At 38.0% G+C, this 22,570-nt stretch carries 19 protein-coding genes and 2 pseudogenes; 2 read left to right on the forward strand and 19 right to left on the reverse strand.

The features are described 5' to 3' along the window. Positions 1–144: 144 nt before the first annotated feature. The 6 genes from prfC to OO7_RS15330 all read right to left on the reverse strand — a co-directional run bounded on the left by prfC (position 145) and on the right by OO7_RS15330 (position 5,729). Positions 145–1,734 (reverse strand): peptide chain release factor 3, encoded by a 1,590-nt coding sequence (prfC, locus tag OO7_RS15305; RefSeq protein WP_008916843.1) that lies wholly within the window; start codon positions 1,732–1,734, stop codon positions 145–147. 635 nt (positions 1,735–2,369) lie between these two features. Then, complete coding sequence (locus OO7_RS17690) at positions 2,370–2,537, reverse strand: helix-turn-helix domain-containing protein (RefSeq protein ID WP_008916844.1); 168 nt, start codon at positions 2,535–2,537, stop codon at positions 2,370–2,372. A 93-nt stretch (positions 2,538–2,630) separates the two neighbouring features. Further along, positions 2,631–3,551, reverse strand: coding sequence for a nucleotidyl transferase AbiEii/AbiGii toxin family protein (locus tag OO7_RS15315; RefSeq protein WP_008916845.1), 921 nt, complete (start codon positions 3,549–3,551; stop codon positions 2,631–2,633). Between the two features lie 8 nt (positions 3,552–3,559). Beyond that, complete coding sequence (locus OO7_RS15320; protein ID WP_008916846.1) at positions 3,560–4,396, reverse strand: type IV toxin-antitoxin system AbiEi family antitoxin; 837 nt, start codon at positions 4,394–4,396, stop codon at positions 3,560–3,562. Between the two features lie 504 nt (positions 4,397–4,900). Next, a complete protein-coding gene (rimI, locus tag OO7_RS15325) occupies positions 4,901–5,350 on the reverse strand; it encodes a ribosomal protein S18-alanine N-acetyltransferase (RefSeq protein WP_008916847.1) in 450 nt (149 codons plus the stop codon). Next, positions 5,319–5,729 (reverse strand): DNA polymerase III subunit psi, encoded by a 411-nt coding sequence (locus OO7_RS15330; protein WP_008916848.1) that lies wholly within the window; start codon positions 5,727–5,729, stop codon positions 5,319–5,321. The genes rimI and OO7_RS15330 overlap by 32 nt, the downstream gene beginning before the upstream one ends. 208 nt (positions 5,730–5,937) lie before the next feature. Between OO7_RS15330 and rsmC the strand changes: the two genes are divergently transcribed. Further along, positions 5,938–6,951: a 16S rRNA (guanine(1207)-N(2))-methyltransferase RsmC gene (rsmC, locus tag OO7_RS15335; RefSeq protein ID WP_008916849.1), complete on the forward strand. Its 1,014-nt coding sequence runs from the start codon at positions 5,938–5,940 to the stop codon at positions 6,949–6,951. A gap of 84 nt (positions 6,952–7,035) precedes the next feature. Here the strand turns inward: rsmC and OO7_RS15340 are convergent, their stop codons facing one another. From OO7_RS15340 to OO7_RS15370, 7 genes and pseudogenes are all read right to left on the reverse strand, one after another. Continuing rightward, a complete protein-coding gene (locus OO7_RS15340) occupies positions 7,036–7,296 on the reverse strand; it encodes a DUF1435 family protein (protein ID WP_008916850.1) in 261 nt (86 codons plus the stop codon). Between the two features lie 170 nt (positions 7,297–7,466). Then, positions 7,467–8,000 (reverse strand): GNAT family N-acetyltransferase, encoded by a 534-nt coding sequence (locus tag OO7_RS15345; protein ID WP_008916851.1) that lies wholly within the window; start codon positions 7,998–8,000, stop codon positions 7,467–7,469. Next, positions 7,984–9,635, reverse strand: a pseudogene (locus tag OO7_RS15350) (Na/Pi cotransporter family protein). The gene OO7_RS15345 and the pseudogene OO7_RS15350 overlap by 17 nt, the downstream one beginning before the upstream one ends. A 300-nt stretch (positions 9,636–9,935) precedes the next feature. After that, positions 9,936–11,369, reverse strand: a complete 1,434-nt coding sequence (gene phoA / locus OO7_RS15355; RefSeq protein ID WP_008916853.1) for an alkaline phosphatase — start codon at positions 11,367–11,369, stop codon at positions 9,936–9,938. Positions 11,370–11,619: 250 nt separating this feature from the next. After that, a complete protein-coding gene (locus OO7_RS15360; RefSeq protein ID WP_236620659.1) occupies positions 11,620–13,203 on the reverse strand; it encodes an alpha/beta hydrolase-fold protein in 1,584 nt (527 codons plus the stop codon). A 103-nt stretch (positions 13,204–13,306) separates the two neighbouring features. Beyond that, positions 13,307–13,921 carry a DUF3156 family protein gene (locus OO7_RS15365; protein WP_008916855.1) on the reverse strand — a complete coding sequence of 205 codons (615 nt, stop codon included), beginning with the start codon at positions 13,919–13,921 and terminating at the stop codon, positions 13,307–13,309. Next, on the reverse strand, positions 13,896–15,389 hold the full coding sequence (locus OO7_RS15370) for an APC family permease (RefSeq protein WP_008916856.1): 1,494 nt from the start codon (positions 15,387–15,389) through the stop codon (positions 13,896–13,898). The genes OO7_RS15365 and OO7_RS15370 overlap by 26 nt, the downstream gene beginning before the upstream one ends. Before the next feature lie 410 nt (positions 15,390–15,799). Between OO7_RS15370 and OO7_RS15375 the strand changes: the two genes are divergently transcribed. Further along, the gene (locus tag OO7_RS15375) at positions 15,800–16,468 is read left to right on the forward strand and encodes a helix-turn-helix domain-containing protein (RefSeq protein ID WP_008916857.1); all 669 of its coding nucleotides are present in this window, start codon (positions 15,800–15,802) and stop codon (positions 16,466–16,468) included. A gap of 54 nt (positions 16,469–16,522) precedes the next feature. On the opposite strand, the gene OO7_RS15380 is transcribed toward OO7_RS15375, so the two are convergent. The 6 genes and pseudogenes from OO7_RS15380 to OO7_RS17575 form a co-directional block, all read right to left on the reverse strand. Continuing rightward, positions 16,523–17,266, reverse strand: a complete 744-nt coding sequence (locus OO7_RS15380) for an SDR family oxidoreductase (protein ID WP_008916858.1) — start codon at positions 17,264–17,266, stop codon at positions 16,523–16,525. Positions 17,267–17,552: 286 nt separating this feature from the next. Beyond that, entirely contained in the window at positions 17,553–19,046 is a 1,494-nt protein-coding gene (locus OO7_RS15385) for an aldehyde dehydrogenase family protein (RefSeq protein ID WP_008916859.1), read from the reverse strand. 171 nt (positions 19,047–19,217) lie between these two features. Then, complete coding sequence (locus tag OO7_RS15390; protein WP_008916860.1) at positions 19,218–19,586, reverse strand: cupin domain-containing protein; 369 nt, start codon at positions 19,584–19,586, stop codon at positions 19,218–19,220. Between the two features lie 31 nt (positions 19,587–19,617). Then, positions 19,618–20,919, reverse strand: a complete 1,302-nt coding sequence (locus tag OO7_RS15395) for an NAD(P)/FAD-dependent oxidoreductase (protein WP_008916861.1) — start codon at positions 20,917–20,919, stop codon at positions 19,618–19,620. A 244-nt stretch (positions 20,920–21,163) separates the two neighbouring features. Next, positions 21,164–21,909 (reverse strand): annotated as a pseudogene (locus OO7_RS15400) (helix-turn-helix transcriptional regulator). Between the two features lie 239 nt (positions 21,910–22,148). Further along, a complete protein-coding gene (locus OO7_RS17575) occupies positions 22,149–22,406 on the reverse strand; it encodes a hypothetical protein (RefSeq protein WP_156823156.1) in 258 nt (85 codons plus the stop codon). Positions 22,407–22,570 lie beyond the last annotated feature (164 nt).

Raw genomic sequence — 22,570 nt, forward strand, 5'->3', positions numbered from 1 at the left:
AAATAAAGTGGCAAAGGGACAATGGAAGATCAATCTGCAATCTTTAGACAAAAAAGCAGAATAACATTCAAAAATAGAATATTACTTTAGAATAACCCACTACAAAAAACAGCCCTCTGTAGTGGGTTATGCAGCTAAGTGAGATTAGTGCTCACGCGTTTTACGGAATTCTACTTCTGGATAACGTTCACTGGTCAAATTAAGATTAACCATTGTTGGTGCAATATAAGAAAGATTATCGCCACCATCTAGTGCCAGATTTTGCTCATTCTTACGCTTAAACTCTTCAAATTTTTTCGCATCATTACACTCCACCCAACGAGCTGTTGATACGTTAACTGCTTCATAAATAGCTTCTACGTTATATTCACTCTTCAAACGAGAAACAACCACATCAAACTGAAGCACACCCACAGCACCAACAATCAAATCATTGTTGGATAATGGACGGAATACTTGCACAGCACCTTCTTCAGATAGCTGAACTAATCCTTTGAGAAGTTGTTTTTGCTTCAGGGGATCACGCAAGCGAATACGACGGAATAATTCAGGCGCAAAGTTAGGAATACCTGTAAATTTCAGATCTTCACCTTGTGTAAAGGTATCACCAATTTGGATAGTTCCGTGATTATGCAAACCAATAATGTCACCAGCGTAAGCATTTTCAACATGTGAACGGTCACCCGCCATAAAGGTTAAGGCATCCGAAATTACCACATCTTTCTTAGTGCGAACTTGGCGCAGTTTCATCCCTTTTTCAAACGTTCCCGATACAATGCGCATAAATGCAACGCGGTCGCGATGTTTAGGGTCCATATTTGCTTGAATTTTAAATACAAATCCGCTGAATTTTTCTTCAGTTGCTTCAACCATGCGAACATCTGTTTTACGTGGTTGCGGCGCTGGTGCCCACTGGACTAGCCCATCAAGCATGTGGTCAACACCAAAGTTACCTAATGCAGTACCAAAAAATACAGGCGTTAATTCACCCGCGAGAAATGCTTCATGATCAAATTCATGAGAAGCACCTTGTACCAATTCCAATTCATCACGTAATTGAGCAGCAAGATCATCACCCACTGCGGCATCCAATTCAGGGTTGTCTAACCCTTTAATAATACGAACTTCTTGAATGGTATGGCCTTGACCTGTTTGGTATAAAATAGTTTCATCGCGTAATAAATGATATACGCCTTTAAATAATTTACCGCATCCGATAGGCCAAGTAATTGGGCAACATGCGATTTTTAATTCATTTTCAACTTCATCCATCAATTCCATTGGATCACGAATATCTCGGTCGAGTTTATTCATAAAAGTAAGAATTGGTGTATCACGTAAACGCGTAACTTCCATGAGTTTACGTGTTCTATCCTCAACCCCTTTACCGGAGTCAATAACCATCAAGCAGCAGTCTACTGCGGTTAAAGTACGATAAGTATCTTCAGAGAAATCTTCATGTCCTGGCGTATCAAGAAGGTTAACCAAACAATCATGATAAGGAAATTGCATTACGGAGGTGGTAATTGAAATACCACGTTGCTTTTCCATTTCCATCCAGTCTGATTTAGCGTGCTGATTTGAACCACGCCCTTTTACTGTTCCGGCACGTTGAATTGCTTGTCCGAAAAGTAATACTTTTTCAGTGATGGTTGTTTTACCCGCATCTGGGTGAGAGATAATTGCAAACGTTCTGCGCGTACTGACTTCATGTAAAAAATTCTGATCTGCCATTTAATCGTTCTTTTTTCGTTTAGATACAGATTGTTTTATGCATTGGAAGAGATAATCATCAGCTCTTCGCTTAGCAAATCTGTCATTGTTAATCATAATTGGCGGCTATTTTCGCTGATCTTGCCCTGATAAACAATCAATGGTTAGTTAATTCATCACCATTTACACTCAGCGGTTACGAATACTCTGTTGCTGTCGTTTACGATCTCTGTTTTTTTAGCTCATGAGCAGCCGCAGCTAAGTCACAAATTCCTTCGCGACTAAAAATCGATGATATCTTGTCGAACTACACCAATAATGGTGCAGTTGCTGTTAATAAGTATTGGGAGTTCAAAGGTTTTAGGTACTTTTTTTCATCGTTAATGACCAGCAGCTTAAAGGTGACTTCCTTGGAATCATCTAGTGGCGCAACAATCAACAAACCTGATGAGTAAGGTAACTGACATCAACAATGATTACCGCTTGGATTTTCCATGCTGTCACCTTTTACACGAATAACGAAACAACCCTCATACACTTCATGCTACGCCTCAGTATTTTCACAGGCAAATACCTCGACTATTATAGCCTAATCATCGGCCTTAACCCAGTTAATGAGAGGAATTCTTCCTTTAATATCAGGCCTGACTTATACATTACCCCAAGTCAATCTCATCATCACCTTTAGCAAACCAATGGGCATTCACGCGAAGTTCCTCCGCAACCTCTATGGTGTAACTAAATCTAGCCGATTTACCAGAGAAGATCTGACTGGTCGACTGCTGTTTAATACCAATGCAACGAGCCAACTCAGACTGAATCATCGCAGCAATCTGTAAGGTATGGTTTAGTCATTCGGATAAATTTTTCATAAGCCCGTATTCTACAAATAGCCACCTGTTATATGGTGGTTTGCTCTAGACCTTTATACCAAGAACATCTTTCAGCTTTTCTAGTGCTTGTTTATGTTTTTCATTCGACATTTTTGTCAAATTGATTTGTTTCCATCTGATGGATGGAAGCTTATCGACTCCATTCAAGCCGAGTAGAGACCAGTCTGGCTCTCGATTTTTAAACGTTAGCAAAAAAGTCTTTTCAATATCGGTCAGTCCATGATGAATAAGAACTACTAGGCGCTCTCTCACCGCTTCCAGCTCCGCTAAAGGGATATCCGTCTCTGCCATGTTGGTAAATTCACCTTCATAGATGGCAGTAATATCCTTTAATTGCGGGTTGAGCAATTCTGCCATTGGCCGATTATGGCTTAATAAATAGACAAGTAAGGCTTTACGAATTTTATCCGTTAGGCCTTCATTCTCTAAAAGCCACTTAACATCAAATAAGTCTCTTGGATGCTGTCTATCCAATGCTGCACATATCTTACCAGCATAAAGATCAGCTAAATCAACAACAGGTATTTCAACATAACCGAATTCATCTTCTACGGCAGCGCAAACCTCCATCAACTTTGGTTCATAAACAGTACCATGCAGTACAGGCGATAACTCTACCTTGATTTGTACACCGCTTCGAGAAACGATCAATCTCAGAGCGTCACTTTTTGAGCGATAAGCTTCTGTTAGCTCGACGTCTTTAAACGCTGTTTTCAAATCCGCACTAATAGCATCAAGTGCATCACAGATTTCTTCCAAAGCATCATCACGGCTCTTCATAGGTAGATACACCAAATCAATATCGACCGATAAGCGAGGAAAGTCTCTAACAAATAAATTGATTGCTGTGCCACCTTTGAGTGCAAAGCATTTTTGTTTGGCAACAAAAGGTAACACCTGTATCAAAAGCTGTACTTGTTTGTAATAAATACTATTTCTATCCATCGCTGAAACTATCCTTTACTTGTCAACGCCATATGTTTAGGTACTGTTATTAGATACTCCGTATCCAACTTTCCACCTTTAGCAACAACACGTTTACCTGAACCTAAATCGTAATTTTCTACATTTAGCTTATCAAACCAAGGATAAGCTTGACGCTTTGCAAGCCAAAAGAATAAGCGTTTGACTTTTACGCTTTTACACGCTTTTAAAAGAGTATCAAGCTTTCTTGGAGATAAGTTCACCAACCCTTGCATTAATTCATCGGCATGTTCAAATGACACACTTTCAGGCAAGTCCACCAACACTTCCAATATGGCTTTTTCCGAACATGAAAAATACACAGGTGGCAATTGTTCTTCCCATTCATACTCTTTAACGAACGCTCTATCTTTGGATAAGCTATCAGGCCAAAGTTTACTTGTACTATGTCCCTCGAACTTAATTGGCAATGACAGTCTCGCAAGCCAGGAAGGAAGCTTTCTCGTTGCATATAAATGAATATGAGGTGTACTTCCTAACGACAAATATTGCGACAAACCCGATATTGAGAGCGCTGACAACCCACCGACCACAACAGGTGGAAGTTGTTCATCTACACTTTTATCCATCATACGCTGCATAGAAGCGACTACCCCTTCCCAAGTAACTGTTCGAGAATACTGGCTGTAAACACCTGTAGCTAGTAGCAATAACGTATCGGTTTTGACAGCATTATCTAACGAATGAACACTCAAACCCTGCTCTACAAGCCATTTCTTTGTAGCTAACATGCCATAAGGTAAAAGAGTTTTAAGAGGCTGCTTATAAGACTCTTTCACCATTTCATGCTGAAAATGACTAACCATTTCTAAACACCAAACCCTTTATCTAGTTTATCTCTTTATCATTTCACGGCGAAAATCGCCGTGAAATATAGTCTTAGTAAACTATCACAATAAAGGACGGTTTACCGAAACAAAAAAGTTATACTTAGTTCAGTCTGGTACACAAGAAAGAATGCAGAGTTCTCTCTGGCTCAAGCCTTTACGTATTCGCGTTTCTCGAAGGCTTCCTAGTATCTGGTCTATTACGTAGTTCATACTTGATATCCTTCTATATATCATTGCACCAAAATTATATATAAAAACATATCGCACTCACCTTATAAACTAATCAAGTGATATCACTCATTGAAAATATCTTGTTTTGTGTACGGGTTTTTCCGATAAGTACGAAAAATGATAATTTGGAATGGTTTTAATTTTGGATAGGATTATTCAATTTCGCTGCATGGTGATGAAATACATCATTAAAAATAAAAACCGTGATAATAATTACCACAGTTTTTATCTTTAAATATGTATTGATTATCAATCTTTAAATAATGTTAATGCAAAAATAAGCGCATCTTCGCGGCCTTGCTTTGTTGGGTAATAATCTTTACGAACCGTAACTTGATGAAAACCCAAACTATCATACAGCTTTAATGCTGGGGCATTAGATTCTCGAACTTCAAGCCATAATGTTAAAATGCCTTTATCAACTAAATCATTGATAAGCTGTTCCATTAACTGGCGCCCGTATCCTTTTCCTTGATAATCTGGATGTACCGCAATATTAAACAAGGTTGCCTCATCAAGTACACATTGTGTTATTGCAAAGCCAACAATCTGATTATCTGATGAAATTTTAATATTATGGTATTTTTCACCCTGATTGCCATAAAAAACACGCTCAGTCCAAGGAAAATCATGACTTAGCTTCTCAATTAAGAAGGCTGTTGCGAGATCAGACTGCTTTAGTGCTGAAATTTTCGTCATTTTGATAGATCTGCTTCCATAGTGCCCGTTTAGCGCTATTGCTCATTGCTAGCTCAGCTAACACAGGAGAAATAAAAGTACTTTTTAGGGTTTCCGGCTGAAATTCTGTGCCTAATACCCAACAATTTATAGTTATTGGTGTCGGAAGCATACTTAGCTGTTCCGAATTAATACAAACAACCTCTGCAGGATCAATGCTCATTGCAAGAAAAATATCTTTTAACAGATGGCTGTTTAAATCCATATTATCATCCGAAATGATAATAAGTTTAGTCGAATCCGGAATTCTTATACCACGCTCACCACGTAATGCAGCAGGATTTCTCACAACCCATTGAGTGATACCCATTTGATTTAAAAGCCTATCCCGTCGAGCCATTTGTTTGCTTCCAGTCTCTAATTAACTATCACATCTTATCAAAGGGGGTTAACAGCGCCAACATAGCAATGCTATTTCGCTATTTTCTGATAAAGTATCCATCATTATCATCGCATTGCATCTAAAGGCAAAAAATAGCCATTAAATCTGCAATCTGACAAACAATAATCAGTACTTTTATTTTTCAGTATAAAAAACAGGACACACCATGTCATTATTAACTCCAGCCAGCGAAGTGATTCAGCGCCATCTCGAACATTTTACAGATCGCCATGTTATTTTAGCTGGTGATATTCAGGATGAGCTAGGTAGCATTCTAGATGCTGCTAGTGTGCGTGTTCTCACAAACCAATATCATCGTTGGCAAAACTTGCATCCTCTTATGGGAGATAACGTCAACTTCAGTGCCACTGTTCCCGCTGATTTTATGAGTGATTGTGACACATTAATTTATTATTGGCCTAAAAACAAACAAGAAGCCTGCTTCCAGCTGGATGACCTGTGTACTTATTTAAAAGCAGGTAGCCAGATTTTCATTGTAGGTGAAAATCGCAGTGGCGTGAAAAGTGCTGAAGCGATAATGGAAGGGATTGCCACCTTACAGAAAATTGACTCTGCAAGACGCTGTGGACTTTATTATGGCGAATTAGAGCAACCTACCACTTTTGATATTGCTCGCTGGTGGCGCCGTTATGAAGAAGAAGATGTCCAAATTCACGCATTGCCAGGTGTATTTAGTCACAATGAGTTAGATATTGGCAGCAATTTGTTATTGGCAACGTTAAATGAACCAATGAAAGGCAAAGTGCTTGATCTCGCTTGCGGAAATGGTGTTATTGCGACTGTTGTGGGTAAACGTAATCCAGATGTGACTTTGACGCTCAGTGATGTCAGTGCTTCGGCTATTGCCAGCGCAACGGCAACACTTGAAGCAAATCAGCTGACAGGTAAAGTGATTGCTAGCGATGCCTATTCAAATATTGATGAGCAATTTGACTGGATAATATCCAATCCACCATTCCATGATGGCTTGAACACGAGCTACAATGCCGTTGAAAATATGATTTATCAAGCACCTAAGTACCTAAAAAAAGGTGGACGTTTGCGTATCGTGGCAAATGCTTTCCTACCTTATCCTGATATGTTGGATAAAGCATTTGGTGGCCATACCGTATTAGCGAAAACAGGGAAATTTAAAGTCTACGAAGCAACTAAGCGTTAATGAGCTAACTTATTGCGTTTATCTTATATGCGGTCAGGTTATTGTAACTGACCGCAATTATTAGTAGTAATAAGAATTAAGTTCTCAAGGGTGATGCTGTAATACAAAAGCAGCTAAACTGCATAGCAATGTAATAATGGCAGGCACAATTAATAAGCGCCTTGAGCCTCGGTTAAACAACATGGCTATCGTTGTTAACATTGCCACGATGATAGCAATTTTTACATTATCAATGCCCATGTTGCTAAGTAGATAAATCACACTCAAGAAAATAACGGCAAATACGCTCCACAATCCTGTGATAATCCGACGTTCCTGAGTGTTCTTTGATACGCTAATTGGCATAACCACCTCGACAACGCAAATGATAATTATTATCAATAATATCTTTTTTTTAGCAAAAAACAATATTATTTTGCTATATAAAATTAATATGAAAATAATTTAAAATTTATACGAATATCGAGGCCTATAAGCTCTTCTCACTGTATTAGTCAGTATGTTAACGTCGCTATTTACACATCAAATAGATAAATAAAATGGATGTCCTCAGGTTCTAAGGCGAATAATTCAGGATCCGGCTTTTCAATCAACTGACATCCCATATATTGATAAAAATGAACTGTATTTTCTGAAGGTGTTGCAGAGACATATAACCCTTTAGCACCTTTCTTTTTTGCTAGTTCAACGCATTCGTGAAAGAGCATACCACCAAGCTTTTCACCACGATAACGGTGACTGACATGTAAAAATGATAACTGTAGTAAATCGCTATTTTCACCACGCCAAATGTTATCTAAGCCTGCTGCAGCAATCAGTTTATCATTATCAAAAACACCAATAAAAATAGCGCCATTATCGTAACTTTCTAAAAGATGTGGCGTATAAGCTTCAGGTTCACCTTCCGGCCAACCTTTCATATCAAATCGTTGTGCAGATAACACCAATTGTCCATTTTGGTGAAGGTACAAATTTTCTATTAATTCTGTTCTATCAATTGACCAAACGGAAGTCATTTCATCCCGTTGTAACTCACGTATTTTTCTCATTTTCTAAACTCTGTAATTCTTTTCGACTTTCAGCAACGCCTTCAAGTGCATGATAAGCAACCGCGCAAAAGAGCGAATTTAATCGTTTCATATCGCCTAATAAGCTCACATGCAAATTACTGGTTTCTAAGCTCAACATATTATTTTCATGCAGGCGTTCAACATGCGCATAAGCAAAACGTTGATTTATCAATCTGAAACGATGCTTTGCGCGGCGTAAACGTTTAGCATTATCAATATCTTTTGATACAAACACTGACATAGCTAAATTTAAATTTGCTTGCAAGCGACTAAGTAAGGCATGCAGCTCCTTATAACCTTCTTCTGAAAAGGAAGCTTGATGATTCAGCGTTTTCTTCACTAATTCAGATGTCATACGGTGAATGATGGTAGATGATTGCTGTAAATTAAACGCGGTATCAATAATTTCAGCCCAACGTCTTGAATCTTCTTCACTGAGTTCACTTTGTTGTAACTGCGCAAGATAGAGTTTAATACTGCTATGCAGCATATCGACCTCTTCTTCTAAGCGATTAACTTCTCTTTTTTGCTCTTTATTGCCATCAAGTACCTCATTAAATCGTTGTAGCATCGACTCAAGTACATCCCCCATGCGCAATGTTTCCCTTACGGCATTGGCAATAGCCAGTGAAGGGGTTTCTAAAGCACTTTTATCTAAATAACGTGGGGCAATCTCATTGTCTGAAGGCGGTGCTATTGGGCATAATTTATTACACAATTTAGCCATTGCACCAACAAATGGAAGCATTAATAAGCAACGAATTAAGTTATAAAATACATGGAAATAGATGACGACTTCCGACTTCTTAAAGCCATATTCGCCGATCCATAACGCCAAAGGCTTGACCCACGGCAACACAACAATGCAGCCAATTAACTTAAACAGTAAGCTACCTAAAACAACTTGGCGAGCAATCTCACTCTGTCCTCGGCTACTCATCATCGCCAATAAACCACTACCAATATTAGCGCCAATCACAATGCTTAAACTGATATAGAGAGGAACTAATCCAGCAGCACTCAGTGTTGCCGTTAACAACACAGCAGCAAGGCTGGAGTAACTGATCATAGCGAAAATCGCCCCAACCAGCATAGCCAATATCACATCACCACTTAAAGACGTAAAAATAGCCTTAACAGCATCCGCTTGTGTGATAGGTTCAGCAGAAGCGACTATCAATTGCAATGCTAATAATATTAACCCTAAGCCGATTCCCACTCGGCCAATTTGACCTGACCTATTTTTTTCTGACTCAGAAAAAAAGTGACCCCTAACAAGATCAACAAAGGTGAAAGCCAAGATAAATCGAAGGTCAACACACGCGCCATTAGCGCAGTACCAACATCCGCACCTAGCATGATCACCATTGCAGGAGTAAGTGAAATCAGCCCTTGAGAAACAAAAGAGATCACCAGTAATGCCGTAGCATTACTGCTTTGCACTAGCGCCGTCACTCCAACGCCAGATAGAAATGCGCTAAATTTTTGGTTAACGCTTTTTCCTAAAATACGTCGAAGATCTGCGCCAAAAACTCGCATTATCCCAGTGCGGACAATATGTGTTCCCCACACCAGCAATGCAACAGAGGATAAAAGATGTAGAAGTTCTAGCATTGAAATCCTATATAGTGAAATTGGCGATATTAATCGAAAAAATTTGTAGGCGCTTCATCAGAAAAGAACGTCATATTCTTTTCTATCTCCGCTTATTTTGGGTCATGCCAAAAATTGGCAGATTGCAGATTAAAGATAACTCAAAGTTATACCTAATGACTTATCATACATTATTCGTATTATTTTTCAAAAAGTTAACTCTAATTGCAGATATTGGCGGTGACATTTGATGAAAAATACAAACAAAAAATCCTCTGCAACATCCTATTGCAGAGGATTTAAATTACAGGGTTGGTTTTATTATTTCAATTGCATAGCATCGCGCATTGTAAAAAATAAATCTGTTTGGTCGGTTAATCCCATCACGTTTGCAGCATGTGGGCCATAGGCTGCAACGCGTAATTGTGCCCCCGTGTGCTCTTGTGAATCGTCTTCTGAGTTACCATAATTCACCACCATAACCGAACCATCTTTTGTGATTAAAGCTTGTGTTAAGCCTGGTGATTTAGCATCTTCTGGAATAATTTGGCTAGAATGAGAATGGTCAGCAGTGACAATAATTAATGTATCACCATGTTTTTTAGCAAACTCTAAGCCAACTTGTACAGCTTCATCTAAAGCGACAGTTTCACCAATTTGCCCACACGGGTTCGCATTGTGATCTTGCTTATCAATTGAAGCGCTTTCTACTTGTAAGAAAAAGCCATTTGGATTTGTTTCTAACAAATCTATCGCTTTTTGTGTCATTTGCGCCAATGTTGGGGCATTAGGATCAAGTTTAGAATTTGGTTTGCACTCTAAAGGTTGATTTTCAAGATTGCTATGATAGCTCGCTTTTGGTCCTTCCCATGCTACAGCCATATTTCCGTCATGAAATAAGCCCAATACCGGTTTATCTTGATTAGCTTCAGTTACCACATCTAATGATTTAGCATCACGTACAATATGATATCCGCGTTCTTTTGCCTGTTCTTCAAGCGTTTTGCCTTTATAATCACCAGCCTTTGCGACTTGATTGAAGCTTTTAGCACCGCCACCTAAAGTGACATCAGCACGCGTCACTAATAATTGTTCTGATATTGAACCTCTACCACCATTTTCTAGCGCATTTGTTGCACATTTTTCTGACGTTTCTTCAGGACCATAACATTTACGTCCTGTCACATGCGAGAATTGTGCCGCTGGCGTAGCATCTTGAATTTCAGACGTGGTCACGTTACCCGTAGCTTTACCATTACGTTTAGCAATTTCAAGTAATGTTTCATGATCTTTACCAAAAACGTCTACACCAAGTGCACCATTATATGTTTTCACACCAGAAGACCAAGCCGTCGCGGATGCCGCAGAATCAGTGACATAATCAGGTTTTTGGGTCTTTTTATTTAATGCATAGTGTGTGTATTGGCCTGTAACAGGTAAAGCATCAATTCCTTTAAAAAAGCCACCAGCACCTTCCGCATAATTACGTGCAACCGTAATCTCAGAGTCGCCCATTCCATCGCCAATAAATAGGATCACATTTTTTGCTTTATCGTTATGTAAAGCCGCTTTCATAATATCTGTTTGTTCTTGAGCTAAACGGCGAGCACCACCAAATTGGGTAATATCACCTTGGGCTGCTCTATTTTGTGAAACAGCGTCATTTGGTTGGGCTGCATAAACTGGAATAGCGCTCCCCATTAGAATAGTGGTGATTGCAACAGCTAAAAGGGATTTCATACGATAACCTGTCATAAACCTGTTCCTTGCCAATATAATTAGATGGAATATTAATTTATTATCAAATAATGAAGGTCATACTAATTTAGATATATGACAACCCGATGACATTTTCATGGCGATAAAAAGACAGTATTTTTAAGCGAAGGATGAAGGATGAAGGATGAAGGATGAAGGATGATAAAGAAGAAAAATGGGAAATAAAAAATGTTACACCTTAAAACAGGTATTAATGTAATACCTATTTTGAGGTGTTCGAATTTAGTTACTGATTTATTTTAGATATAGAGGAAAAATATCGTGTGCCATCATATAAAGCCTCACACCATGACACGTAATCATGTCCACTCGGTAATTCATTTGTTTGAACGGAATAACCTTTATGTTGCAGCACATCCATCAACCGATAATGATTTTGGATAATCCCGCCCGAGCTACCATTGCGCTCAAATAAGCCCGCTTCAAGATAAAAACGTAAAGGCTTTTTCGCTAATAATTCAGCTTCACGAGTTAGCCATTCCGGATCTTTACCTTTTGGCGACCACCAGTAAGATCCTGACATACTGATCACATTCCCAAATAACTCCGGATGCGCTAACGCATTCCATGTTGCCCCAAGCCCACCAAAACTAGAACCCGCAATAGTAGTCGATTTAGCCGGGGCTTGAATACCTTTAGCCGCTAATATTGGCATCAACTCTTGTGCAAGCATTTGAGGAAATTCAGTATTAGGAGGTAATTCATTACCTCTGCGTTCAGAACTAATGCTATCGAGAAATACCACATTCATTGGTGGTATTAGCCCTTCTGATATCCATTTATCAAAAAAATCAGCCATTTTATAGGTATGCAAATACGTTTGCCCATCTAAAAGCACTAAGACCGCAGGTTCTGTCATAATCACTGCAGGATGATAAATAGTAATTTGCCGTTCATTTCCCAATATTTGACTGTGAAAAGGAAAAGACTCTAACTGGCCTTTTCTATGATAATTGGCTATCTCAGCAAAATGGCATTGACGTTTTTCTGGCGCTAAAGACAACAAAGAAAAACGATTATAGGGGTCAACAAAAAAGGAGGGTACAGCATGCTGATTCAAGGGATCTGCTTGTGCAGTAGCAAGGATTGCTCGACGTTGAGCAAAACCCCCTTCGGGAACTTTTGGGATATCAGGCGCTATTTTATATTGTGATAGGGCATCATCTGGAACAATAAAAGTTCTGTACCAAATATCGCTATTCGGTATATGGGCTAAAGGCTCATGATTACCTGAAGGCGCACCTAAGATGTAGGCATTTGATTTCGCTCCACGCCATAAAAAAGTGATTTTTTTCTGCCCTTTTTTAAAATCTTCAACTAACGGCGTTCCTTGTTTTTTTACCTCTAACCAAAACTCATCCGAAGTTTCTTCCGCTTGGTATTTATCAAGCAACGCCTGTAATTTAGGGCTATCAATTTTATGTTCAGCTTCAATTTCTAATGGTTGATAATCTATTATATTAAATTTAATCTGCCATGGCTGATCAGGTTGACCTTTCAAATCAAGGTAATATTGATTATGAGCAGAAACAGTATAAAGCGCAGTGTGTGGCTCTTTCACTGGTGCACTTTGTAATAATGTGCGTAATGCTTTGCCATCCTTATCAGCTAATATCACATCAGAAATACCCTCATTATCCTGACGAATATAAGAGTCATTTGATATTTGAATGAGTAAACAACTATTCCCTTCGCTATTATGAATACCATTAATATTAGGGGATAATTCATCTAAATGAATACAGTTAGATGCTGTTGCTACTGCCGCCGAAGAAAAGAAAATACAGCCAATTAGCGGTAAAGATTTCACATCAATTCCCATTGATAGATAAATAATAATAAGATTACTACCAAATTAATAATTAAAACTCAACAGAATCAATAATATTTAACTTATCTTTATATCTATATTTTTATCTAATCAAATAAATACTAATATGTTTATGCATAAATTGATGGATCAGCTGTAATGCGCTCAGTAAACGGTGTCTTTGCTCAACCGTTAATCGCAAATAACGACGAGTGGCGGGAATTCTGCTAACCATTTCTGATGCAGTAAAAGGCTCAATATCACATCGCCAAATTCCATTTTCAATTTTCATATGACAATAATTAAAATCTAGCTCCTCAAAAGTCTGTTTTATAATAGGATAATTATCCAGTATTTTAATTAATGATTTTCCATCAAGCTCTTTCGATACAAAATGCACCTGTTTTTTACGAAAATTTCCCCGTGTTTTTACTTTAATGTGTGCATAAAGATGATGTGAACAATGTCCTTGAATTGAAAAACAGCTTGAAGAAATAAAAGCAAGAAAAAGTGTTTTAACTTGCTCTGTAACTTGGACAGTTAAATCAGTTTGTAGGTGAACGAGGAGCTCACCAGGAGCCCCCCATTCACACACGTAAGGGGAAAGATCACGCTCTAATTTATTTAATGTCAGACCTAATTGATAACCTGTGGGCAAACGTTTTTTAGTCAAACGCTGCCAAAGGGTATTTTTAGGCGAGATTACGTAATGGCTCAATTTCGACCTCCACATATTCTTCTTTATCAAATGTGCTTGATAATACCTGCTCAACGGGAACGGGCTTAAATGGATTCACTTTTTGTACAAATACAGTCCAAACTAAAGCGTAACTAGCCGTTAAACCAAGCATAATGGCAAATGGAACATAAACATCAGATTTGTTCATGCCAGCAGGCGTAATATAAACAATAGCTAAAATAATCCCCACACTCGAAATAATTTGTGGAATTGGGAAAAATGGAGAACGATAAGCGCGATGTAAATCAGGACGGCGAATACGTAACAAAATAACTGATATCGTGACTAAAAGGTAAGCGGTTCCCCATGAACATACCGCAGCCAAAACAAGTGGAATGATCCGATCCAAATCACCTTGGATCGCAAAGGTGTGTAAACAAGGGATCATCACGGCAACTAAAATACCAAATATTGGCGTTTTAAAACGTGGATGTAAGTAAGCAAAAATACGCGGCAATGCCCCATCTAATGCCATGCCATATAAAATTCTTGGTACTGCTGCCATCAATGTATTAATCGTGGCACCACCAGCAAACAGTAGAGCAAAACCAATCCAGTATTTACCAAAATCACCAAAAATTTGTCCAGCAAAAGCGGGAATTGCCATTGGCGTTTCCAATAAGCTTACATTATGTGTCGGGTCAACAATCACATTTTCAACTTGGTGAGTCATCGCAGCGCCAAATAAGAACATGCAGAATGCCACGCCACATAAGCCTGTTGCCATTGCTCTAGGAATAACTTTTGCCGAATTTTTTATTTCAGGCGCCATCGGAGTCACTAGTTCACAACCCACAAACATAAACATTGCCATTCCAACAAAGCTTAAGACAACTGTAGGATCAGAGATATTTAATTCAAGACCAAACCAACCTTCCGCAGGTGCATGAAAAGGCATCATTAAGCCTGCTATGCTGAAAATAACTAATGTTGTCCAAATGGTAAAAGTCAGAACAACTTCAACTTTACTGAAAGCTTCAATACCAAATGCATTTAACACTCCAAAAAGGATCACCAATCCAACACCCACCATCCAAGATGTGTTACTTGTTTCCATAACAGTATTGAGGCTTTCAAAATTCACGAGCGCCATAATACCTGAAAGTATAGTTTCAGCTGTTCCAGCAAATACGTGAACAATCAGATAAGCGGATAATGCGCCTGTGATAGCCCAAAAGCGCCCCATGCCACAAGAAATATAATCATAAACCGACCCTGAAGTCGGCAAAATAGCAGCTGCCTCAGAAAATGTTGTTAACTGAGCTTGCATCATAATAAAACTGAGCAACACCGCGAGTGCGAATGTATCACCACCTATGCCAAAACCGCTCGTGACTGTCAATATGACGGGACTTGCCATAATCACACCCACTGAACTTGCTAAAGTGGTAGGAAAGCCCACTTTACCTTTCTCAATATGTGACGTTAATTTTGAGGACATATTCATTTTGCTTCCCTCTCTTTTATATAAAACGCAGCCTTGATTGTGAATTTTTTGTGAATAAATATATTGACTGTTCCGCCACTATAAAAATAAGCACAAACATGTCGCTATCGTCCTAAAGAACGATAACCAAAGAGAGATACGACTGAATTAACGAACTCAAAAAGTACTTACAATTGATAGTTAAAAATAAATAATTCATTGAATATCAATAAGTAAAAAACACCCAATTCATTAACACATTAATAAATCAATAACGAAAGGTACTAAAAGGCTACCCAGGGTATTTTGCTTAAGGTTGGTTAAGTTTAAATATTGCAATCAAGCTCACGTTATTAACATGTTTATTTTATGTTAATTGAATTTAATTGCATGATAATCACTATGCGCAAAATAGAAGGATAAAATAGAGTATGACAAAACCAATATTGCATCAGCAGCAGAAAACATTAATTAATTGCTGCCTAGATACTATTGCTCATATTATTCCTATTTCAGCCTCCGTTTATTATCTCGTCGATGACCTCTGGCAGCCCGATAATTATGTTTTGTATGGTATTAGTTCAAATATGCATCAAGAATATTTAACGCATTATAGAGAACTAGATCCTCTGCGCCCTGATAAATTTCGTGGTGATGACCTTCGTCTAATCAAAATGGCGCCAGAGATGAAACACAAAAACCAAGCGTTTTATGCTGATTTTATGCAGCCAAATAACATCACTGATATGGCTGAAATTTTTATTCGGCGTAAGAATAAAATTATTGCCGGTATTTCTGTATTAAGAGACACACCATTTCAACCACAAGAAATCATGCGATTGAATGCAATTTTACCTATCGCCGAGCTTATTACTTTTGATATTTTGCCTGATTCACTTGTGTGCTATACACCAAAAGAACAAGAGATCATTCATTTAGTTCGAGAAGGCGCGAGTAATAAACGTATTGCATTACTATTGGGCGTATCACTTTCTACTGTAAAAACGCATCTACGTAATATTTTCACAAAAGCCAATGTGAGTAACAGAACAGAACTTGTTTCATCCGGATTTATTATTCATCAAGAAAAAATATTGTAATATTTGATAAGTTTCAGTATCCCTATTTAACAGCCAGCTATTACAGAACGCATATTAACGTCCACCACCAACTTCAATAATTGAGCCTGTCATATAAGAAGATGCATCACTCAAAAGCCATGTAACTACTTCGGCAATTTCTTCCGGTTTCCCCCCTCTTTTCATTGGAATATTGCTTGCAATTCTATCAACTCTTTCTGGTTCTCCCGCATCAGAATGAATATCGGTATAAATAACGCCAGGACGGACAGAATTAACTCTAATTCCCAGCTCAGCAAGCTCTGTAGAAAGACCTTTAGTGATGGTATCTACAGCACCTTTCGATGCAGCATAATCAACATTTTCACCAGGCATACCAAAACGAGCAGAAATAGATGAAATATTCACGATGACAGCATCTTGAGTGGCCGCCAAATTTTGTCTATTTTTGATAAATTCACGACAACAAATTAATAATCCAGTGACATTTGTCGCCATAACCGCATTAATTCGTTCAGCTGTTAGTTGTTCAGCTGTGCATTTGTGAAAAAGGATCCCAGCGTTATTGACGAGATAATGTAATTCACCATATTTTTCACGAATAGTAGCAAACATCTTTACAACTTCATTCTCATGAGCAATATCACATTGAATTGCAATAGCATTACCACCAGATTCAATGATGTTAGTCACTACTTCATTCGCAGCTTGTTGATTACACTTATAGTTAACAAAAACTTGCATACCAAGACCTGCAAGCTGTAGAGCAGTTGCTCTACCAATTCCGCGGCTGCCGCCAGTAACTAATACTCTTTTCATTACATATCCCTTTTACTATTCAAATTTAGAAGGGACTTACAATATGTCATTTAATATCCTCCTTCAATGACCTAAAATGGCTATTTATATATTGCAACTCATTGAGCTATATCACAAAAAATATAAAACAAAGTAACGATATACATTAAAGAACATGATTTAATTTCTGATCAATATTTGAACATAAATAGGTTTGGTAAACATGGGAGATAATGAGGAGTTATTCAAAGAAAAAACCCAGCCGAAGCTGGGAAAACCACTATAAATTATTAGTTCGTTGATATGATTAGTAACGGATCATCACCGACTTTAATTCGGTATAATATTCAATAAAAGCACTACCAAATTCACGACCAATTCCTGACGATTTTATGCCACCAAAAGGTACTGCGGGGTCGAGAAAAGTATGCATATTGACCCAAACTGTTCCTGCTTCAATGCGCGAAATCATCCGCATTGCTTTGCTCAAATCATTTGTCCAAAGGCTAGCAGCCAGACCGAATGGCGTGCTATTCATCTGTTTGATGAGTTCCTCTTCATCGTCATAGCTTAAAAAGGTACCAATGGGTCCGAATGTCTCTTCTTTCATAAGCGTATCATCAGGGCTATTTGCTCTAATAATCGTTGGTTCGACAAAATACCCCGTTCCATCAATAGGGCAACCGCCATAAATAATTTGGTTGCCATCTTGTTTAGCTTGTTCAAATAAATTTAGTATTTTTTCGTAATGTGCTTTATTCGCCAAAGGCCCCATTTCAGTTGTTTCATCTAATGGTGAACCAATTTTAAAAGTGGATAAACGCTGTTTTAATTGTGATAAAACATCATCTATCAATGATGATGGAATATAAAAACGTTCAGCAGCAGCACAAATTTGACCTTGATTTAGATAACCTGCTTCAATGATGCCATCAACAATTTTTTCAACTGGCAAATCAGCTAAAAATGCCGCACCATTTTTACCACCAAGTTCAAGTGTTACCCGAGTCAACTTACCTTCCATTGCCGATCGTCCAACCGCTAAACCTGTTGGAACAGAGCCTGTAAAGGTGACTTTAGAACATAAAGGATGGGCAATTAGCGCAGATCCCACTTCACTTCCTCCACCATTGACAATATTAATTACGCCATCAGGTATACCTGCTTCTTTAGCCAATTCTGCAACTCTCAGCATCGTCAATGGTGTAAATTCACTTGGTTTTAAAACAATAGTACAACCACAGGTTAAAGCCGCTGCGAGCTTCCAAATAGAGATCATTATAGAGAAGTTCCACGGAATAATTCCCGCAACAACACCAACTGGCTCACGTTGAGTAAAGGCGGAATATTTCTCGCCTTTAAAGGATGGCAAAGACACATTTAAAGTTTCGCCACTAATTTTGGTCGCCCATCCTGCAAAATAGCGTAAAAATTGGACAGAAGCACCTATCTCCAGAAAACGAGATAATTGAATCGTTTTCCCAGAACACATTGTTTCTAATTGGGCGAGTTCTTCAAGATTCTTTTCTAGCAAGTCAGCTAACCGATTTAAGCAATTACCTCGCTCCATGGGGGTCGTATTTGCCCAAGCACCATAAAATGCTTGATTAGCGGCTTCCATTGCCGCATTAACTTCTGTCGCTGTACCTTCTGTTACTGTGCTGATAACTTTTTCTGTCGCTGGATTAACAACGTTGAAAGTCGTTTTCCCTCCACCAGGAACTGTCTGACCATTAATAAAATGCCCATGCTGGCGCTTTAAAAACTCGCTTACTGCTGGTAATAAGGCTAACTCACTCATCGTTATTACTCCATTTGTACACTTTTTAACAAGAAAAGTGCCATGCTATCAATGACACTAAGGTTTTGAAAAATTCATGACTACACCTTGTTGTATTCGAGCCCAAATACTTCTAGTAATTAATAAGTAACAAAATCACTAAAAATTTTGGCTCGAATTCAGCGTTAATGATTAAGCATTAACACAAGCTAAATAATGCTTAACAAAACGCCCTTCACTTATTTCCCAAATAACTTCAGTTCCTTTTGTTGCAAACCAAGAATCACCTTTATGATATTCAACTGTTTTACCTGTTTTCACATCAGTTAATTTAACTGAACCTTCATGTACAGTTGCCATCTCATCAAATGGATAAACCATTTTAAATTTGCCTTTAGTGCAGGCAAAAATACCGCAAGTAAGGTTATCGGTTGGCTCGCCGTGGATCATGGCAACACTCGCTTGTGGATCACCTTCAATAACTTCAGATCCTAAATTAGTTACACTGCCAATATTGAGTAATTCAAGAAGTGGGGCATTTAACAATAATGGATTAATCATAATGTTACCTTTTCTTTAATGGATAAAATGCTTAACGGCGACCTTGCCAATAACCCGAAGTTTGATGCCATATTTTGGCCAAAGACACGATGACATTACGCATACTGTCTTTGCCAACAATATTGGAATGTGGAATTGAACTCATCAAATCATAACGATGCGATCCTTCAGCCATTCCTTCTGCTAAAACCTTACAAACAATATGGCTTGGTGTAACACCAAAGCCCGAATAGCCTTGAACATAAAAAATATTGTTATGATTTGGTATTGTGCCGATTTGCGGGAATAAATTCGCACTACATGCCATTGGCCCGCCCCAAGCTAATTCAATTTTGACATCCTTCAAATAAGGAAATGTTTTTAGCATGAGATTCCGGTTCCACTCTTTAAGATCTGATGGGATATATTCAAGAAAATGGGTTGAACTACCATACAGTAAGCGGTTTTCTCGTGTGACGCGATAATAGTCAATCACTGGCCGAATATCGCTGTATGCCCCACGTATTGGGCTTATCCGCTCAATCATTTCATCGGATAGCTCTTCGGTCATTAATTGATATGCGTACGTATTGATTGTTTTGGGATAAATTGTTGGCTCTAAGCCATTTAAAAATGAATCACATGCCCACAACATTTTTTTTGCGCGTACTGAACCCATTGAGGTTCTAACCGTGACGGTGTCGCCATATTCAACATTCAGCACTTGGCTATTTTCAAAAATCTTACCACCGTATTCAGTGACTGCTTTTGCCTCACCAAGTAACAGATTCAAAGAATGAACATGACCGCCGCCCATATGCTTAATACCGCAAGTATAAGCATCAGAGCCAATAATCTGTTTCATATCTGAGCCTGCGTAAAACTCAATCTCTTCATCGGGAGAAACAGATTTAAAATCAGTTAACCAGCTACGTAATGTTTTTTCTTGACGTTTATTACTGCCTAAGTAGGCATAACCATGACAAAAATCAGCATCAATATTATATTTTTCAATCCGTTCTCGGATAATACCTGCCCCCATATTGCTGATTTTAAATATTGTCTCAAGCCCATCAGAGCCAACATATTTCTTAATGACATCTAAATCATGACCAATCCCAGCCATCACTTGCCCACCATTACGGCCAGATCCACCATAGCCAAGATAACGCCCTTCAATAATGGCAATATTCGTGATCCCTTTCTCACACAGTTCTAGCGCTGTGTTGATCCCGGAAAATCCACCGCCAATGATCACGACATCAACATCAAGATCTTCTTTTAATATTGGAAAACGAAGATCATATTTCTTCGTTGCCGAATAATAGGTTAATGATTCAACTTGGTTATTCATATTGGATACCCTGTTAGTATCTTACGATAACCCAATTATCTTAACCTATGATTAACATTTACATAGCCCTTTAGGGATATTTGAAACATATTATTAACATTTGTGATGTAAATCGAATTATTAAATATTATTTATAAAATTGATTTAATTTAGAATTTATTAATTCATTGAAAAATAATAATAAAAAGTCATAAAGCTATCTTCTAGAAAATACATCAGACTAATGATTATTTATACGTAATTTCTATTGCCGGACATAATTCATTAATAAGTTAAATAATTCAGCTTGAGAACGAATATTTAATTTTTGATAAATATTTTTTCGGTGGTTTTTAACGGTACCTAAACTAATAAATAAGGATTGAGCAATTTGTGAAGATCCTTGTCCTTCTAAGATTAATGTCACTATTTCAGTCTCTCTTGGCGTTAAGCCAAAACGAGCTTGCATATCATCTGGTTTATCATTATTCGAAGCCATTCTAGGCGCTGAATCTTTATGTAGCCTCGCCATGCTGCGAATAATTTCAAAAGCGTCTTTTAAAGGTTCCTGTGTGCTGCTTCCTGTAACAAAAGGCCTATTTTCATTGCCAAAGAAGATACCTAGCTGTTTATCTGTTGAAATATCAAGTAATAGCCCCGCCTCATCACACCAGCCCGTTTTGCGATAAAAATTAAGGTAGTAATCTGTATGATAAAACCCCTTCGGCGCTAATTCCCTAAGCGTTAGCATTTGGCACTCAGTACCCTTTTTCAGCTCTTGATAAAAAGGGTCCATCAATAAGCACCTCGCTGGTAAATTCGGTTTATGCTATCGCTATTACGACGTTCAACTTTAGAAAGAAAACGAGGAGGAGCATTCTTTTCAAATGAATAAATAATGGCATTATCAAATACGATGAATGATGACAACCAAGATAATAAATTAGGATAGAATTGAGTGGTTGAAACAGAATCAATCACATCAGGCAATTTTTCCAGATAGTTTTCCATTCCCCCCCAAATCATTAACTTATTAATAATAAAATCATCAAGTACAAAAATCATTCATTGAAGGACAATAAAAATGATGCGGCGCGAGATAAAACCATCTTAACTGCGCGATAAATGAATTCTATTGTTGTTTCACCAGAAGAAATAACATTTCAGTTAGACCTTAAATTAAAATGTTAAAAACCGCTATATCTTGATAGCGGTTTTTAAGAAGAGAGCGAAAAAATTAACTGATAAAATCAGTATAAATTAATCCACTCTGTCCCATTGTAGATCATCTTTCTTTTAGTCTCCCAGTTGTATATTTCATCACCTTGAATTGCATTTGGCGGTAAATTAACTGTATTACTCACAAGCGCAGGCGGTCGTTCTAACTTAATGGCGCTATTCACTAATTCATATCTGTCTGGTCTCTCCATTACAGTCTTACGTACAGAAGAATCAAAAGACATAAATTCAATACTCGCATCAATAAGTTTGATCGGCGGGATGTTCACAGGGTGCTGATGCGTGAAATACAATTCATTGATTGCCCCCTTATTCAAAACCAATACTTTTTCACATTTATCAACCCACTGTTCACCAATCCCAATTTATCTTATACGAGCATCAGCTTCAATCGCTCCCTAACGAAAATGGCATTGTTGTTTCTACTCAGGTT

The sequence above is a fragment of the Providencia sneebia DSM 19967 genome (genome assembly GCF_000314895.2).
In the GTDB taxonomy this organism is placed as follows: domain Bacteria; phylum Pseudomonadota; class Gammaproteobacteria; order Enterobacterales; family Enterobacteriaceae; genus Providencia; species Providencia sneebia.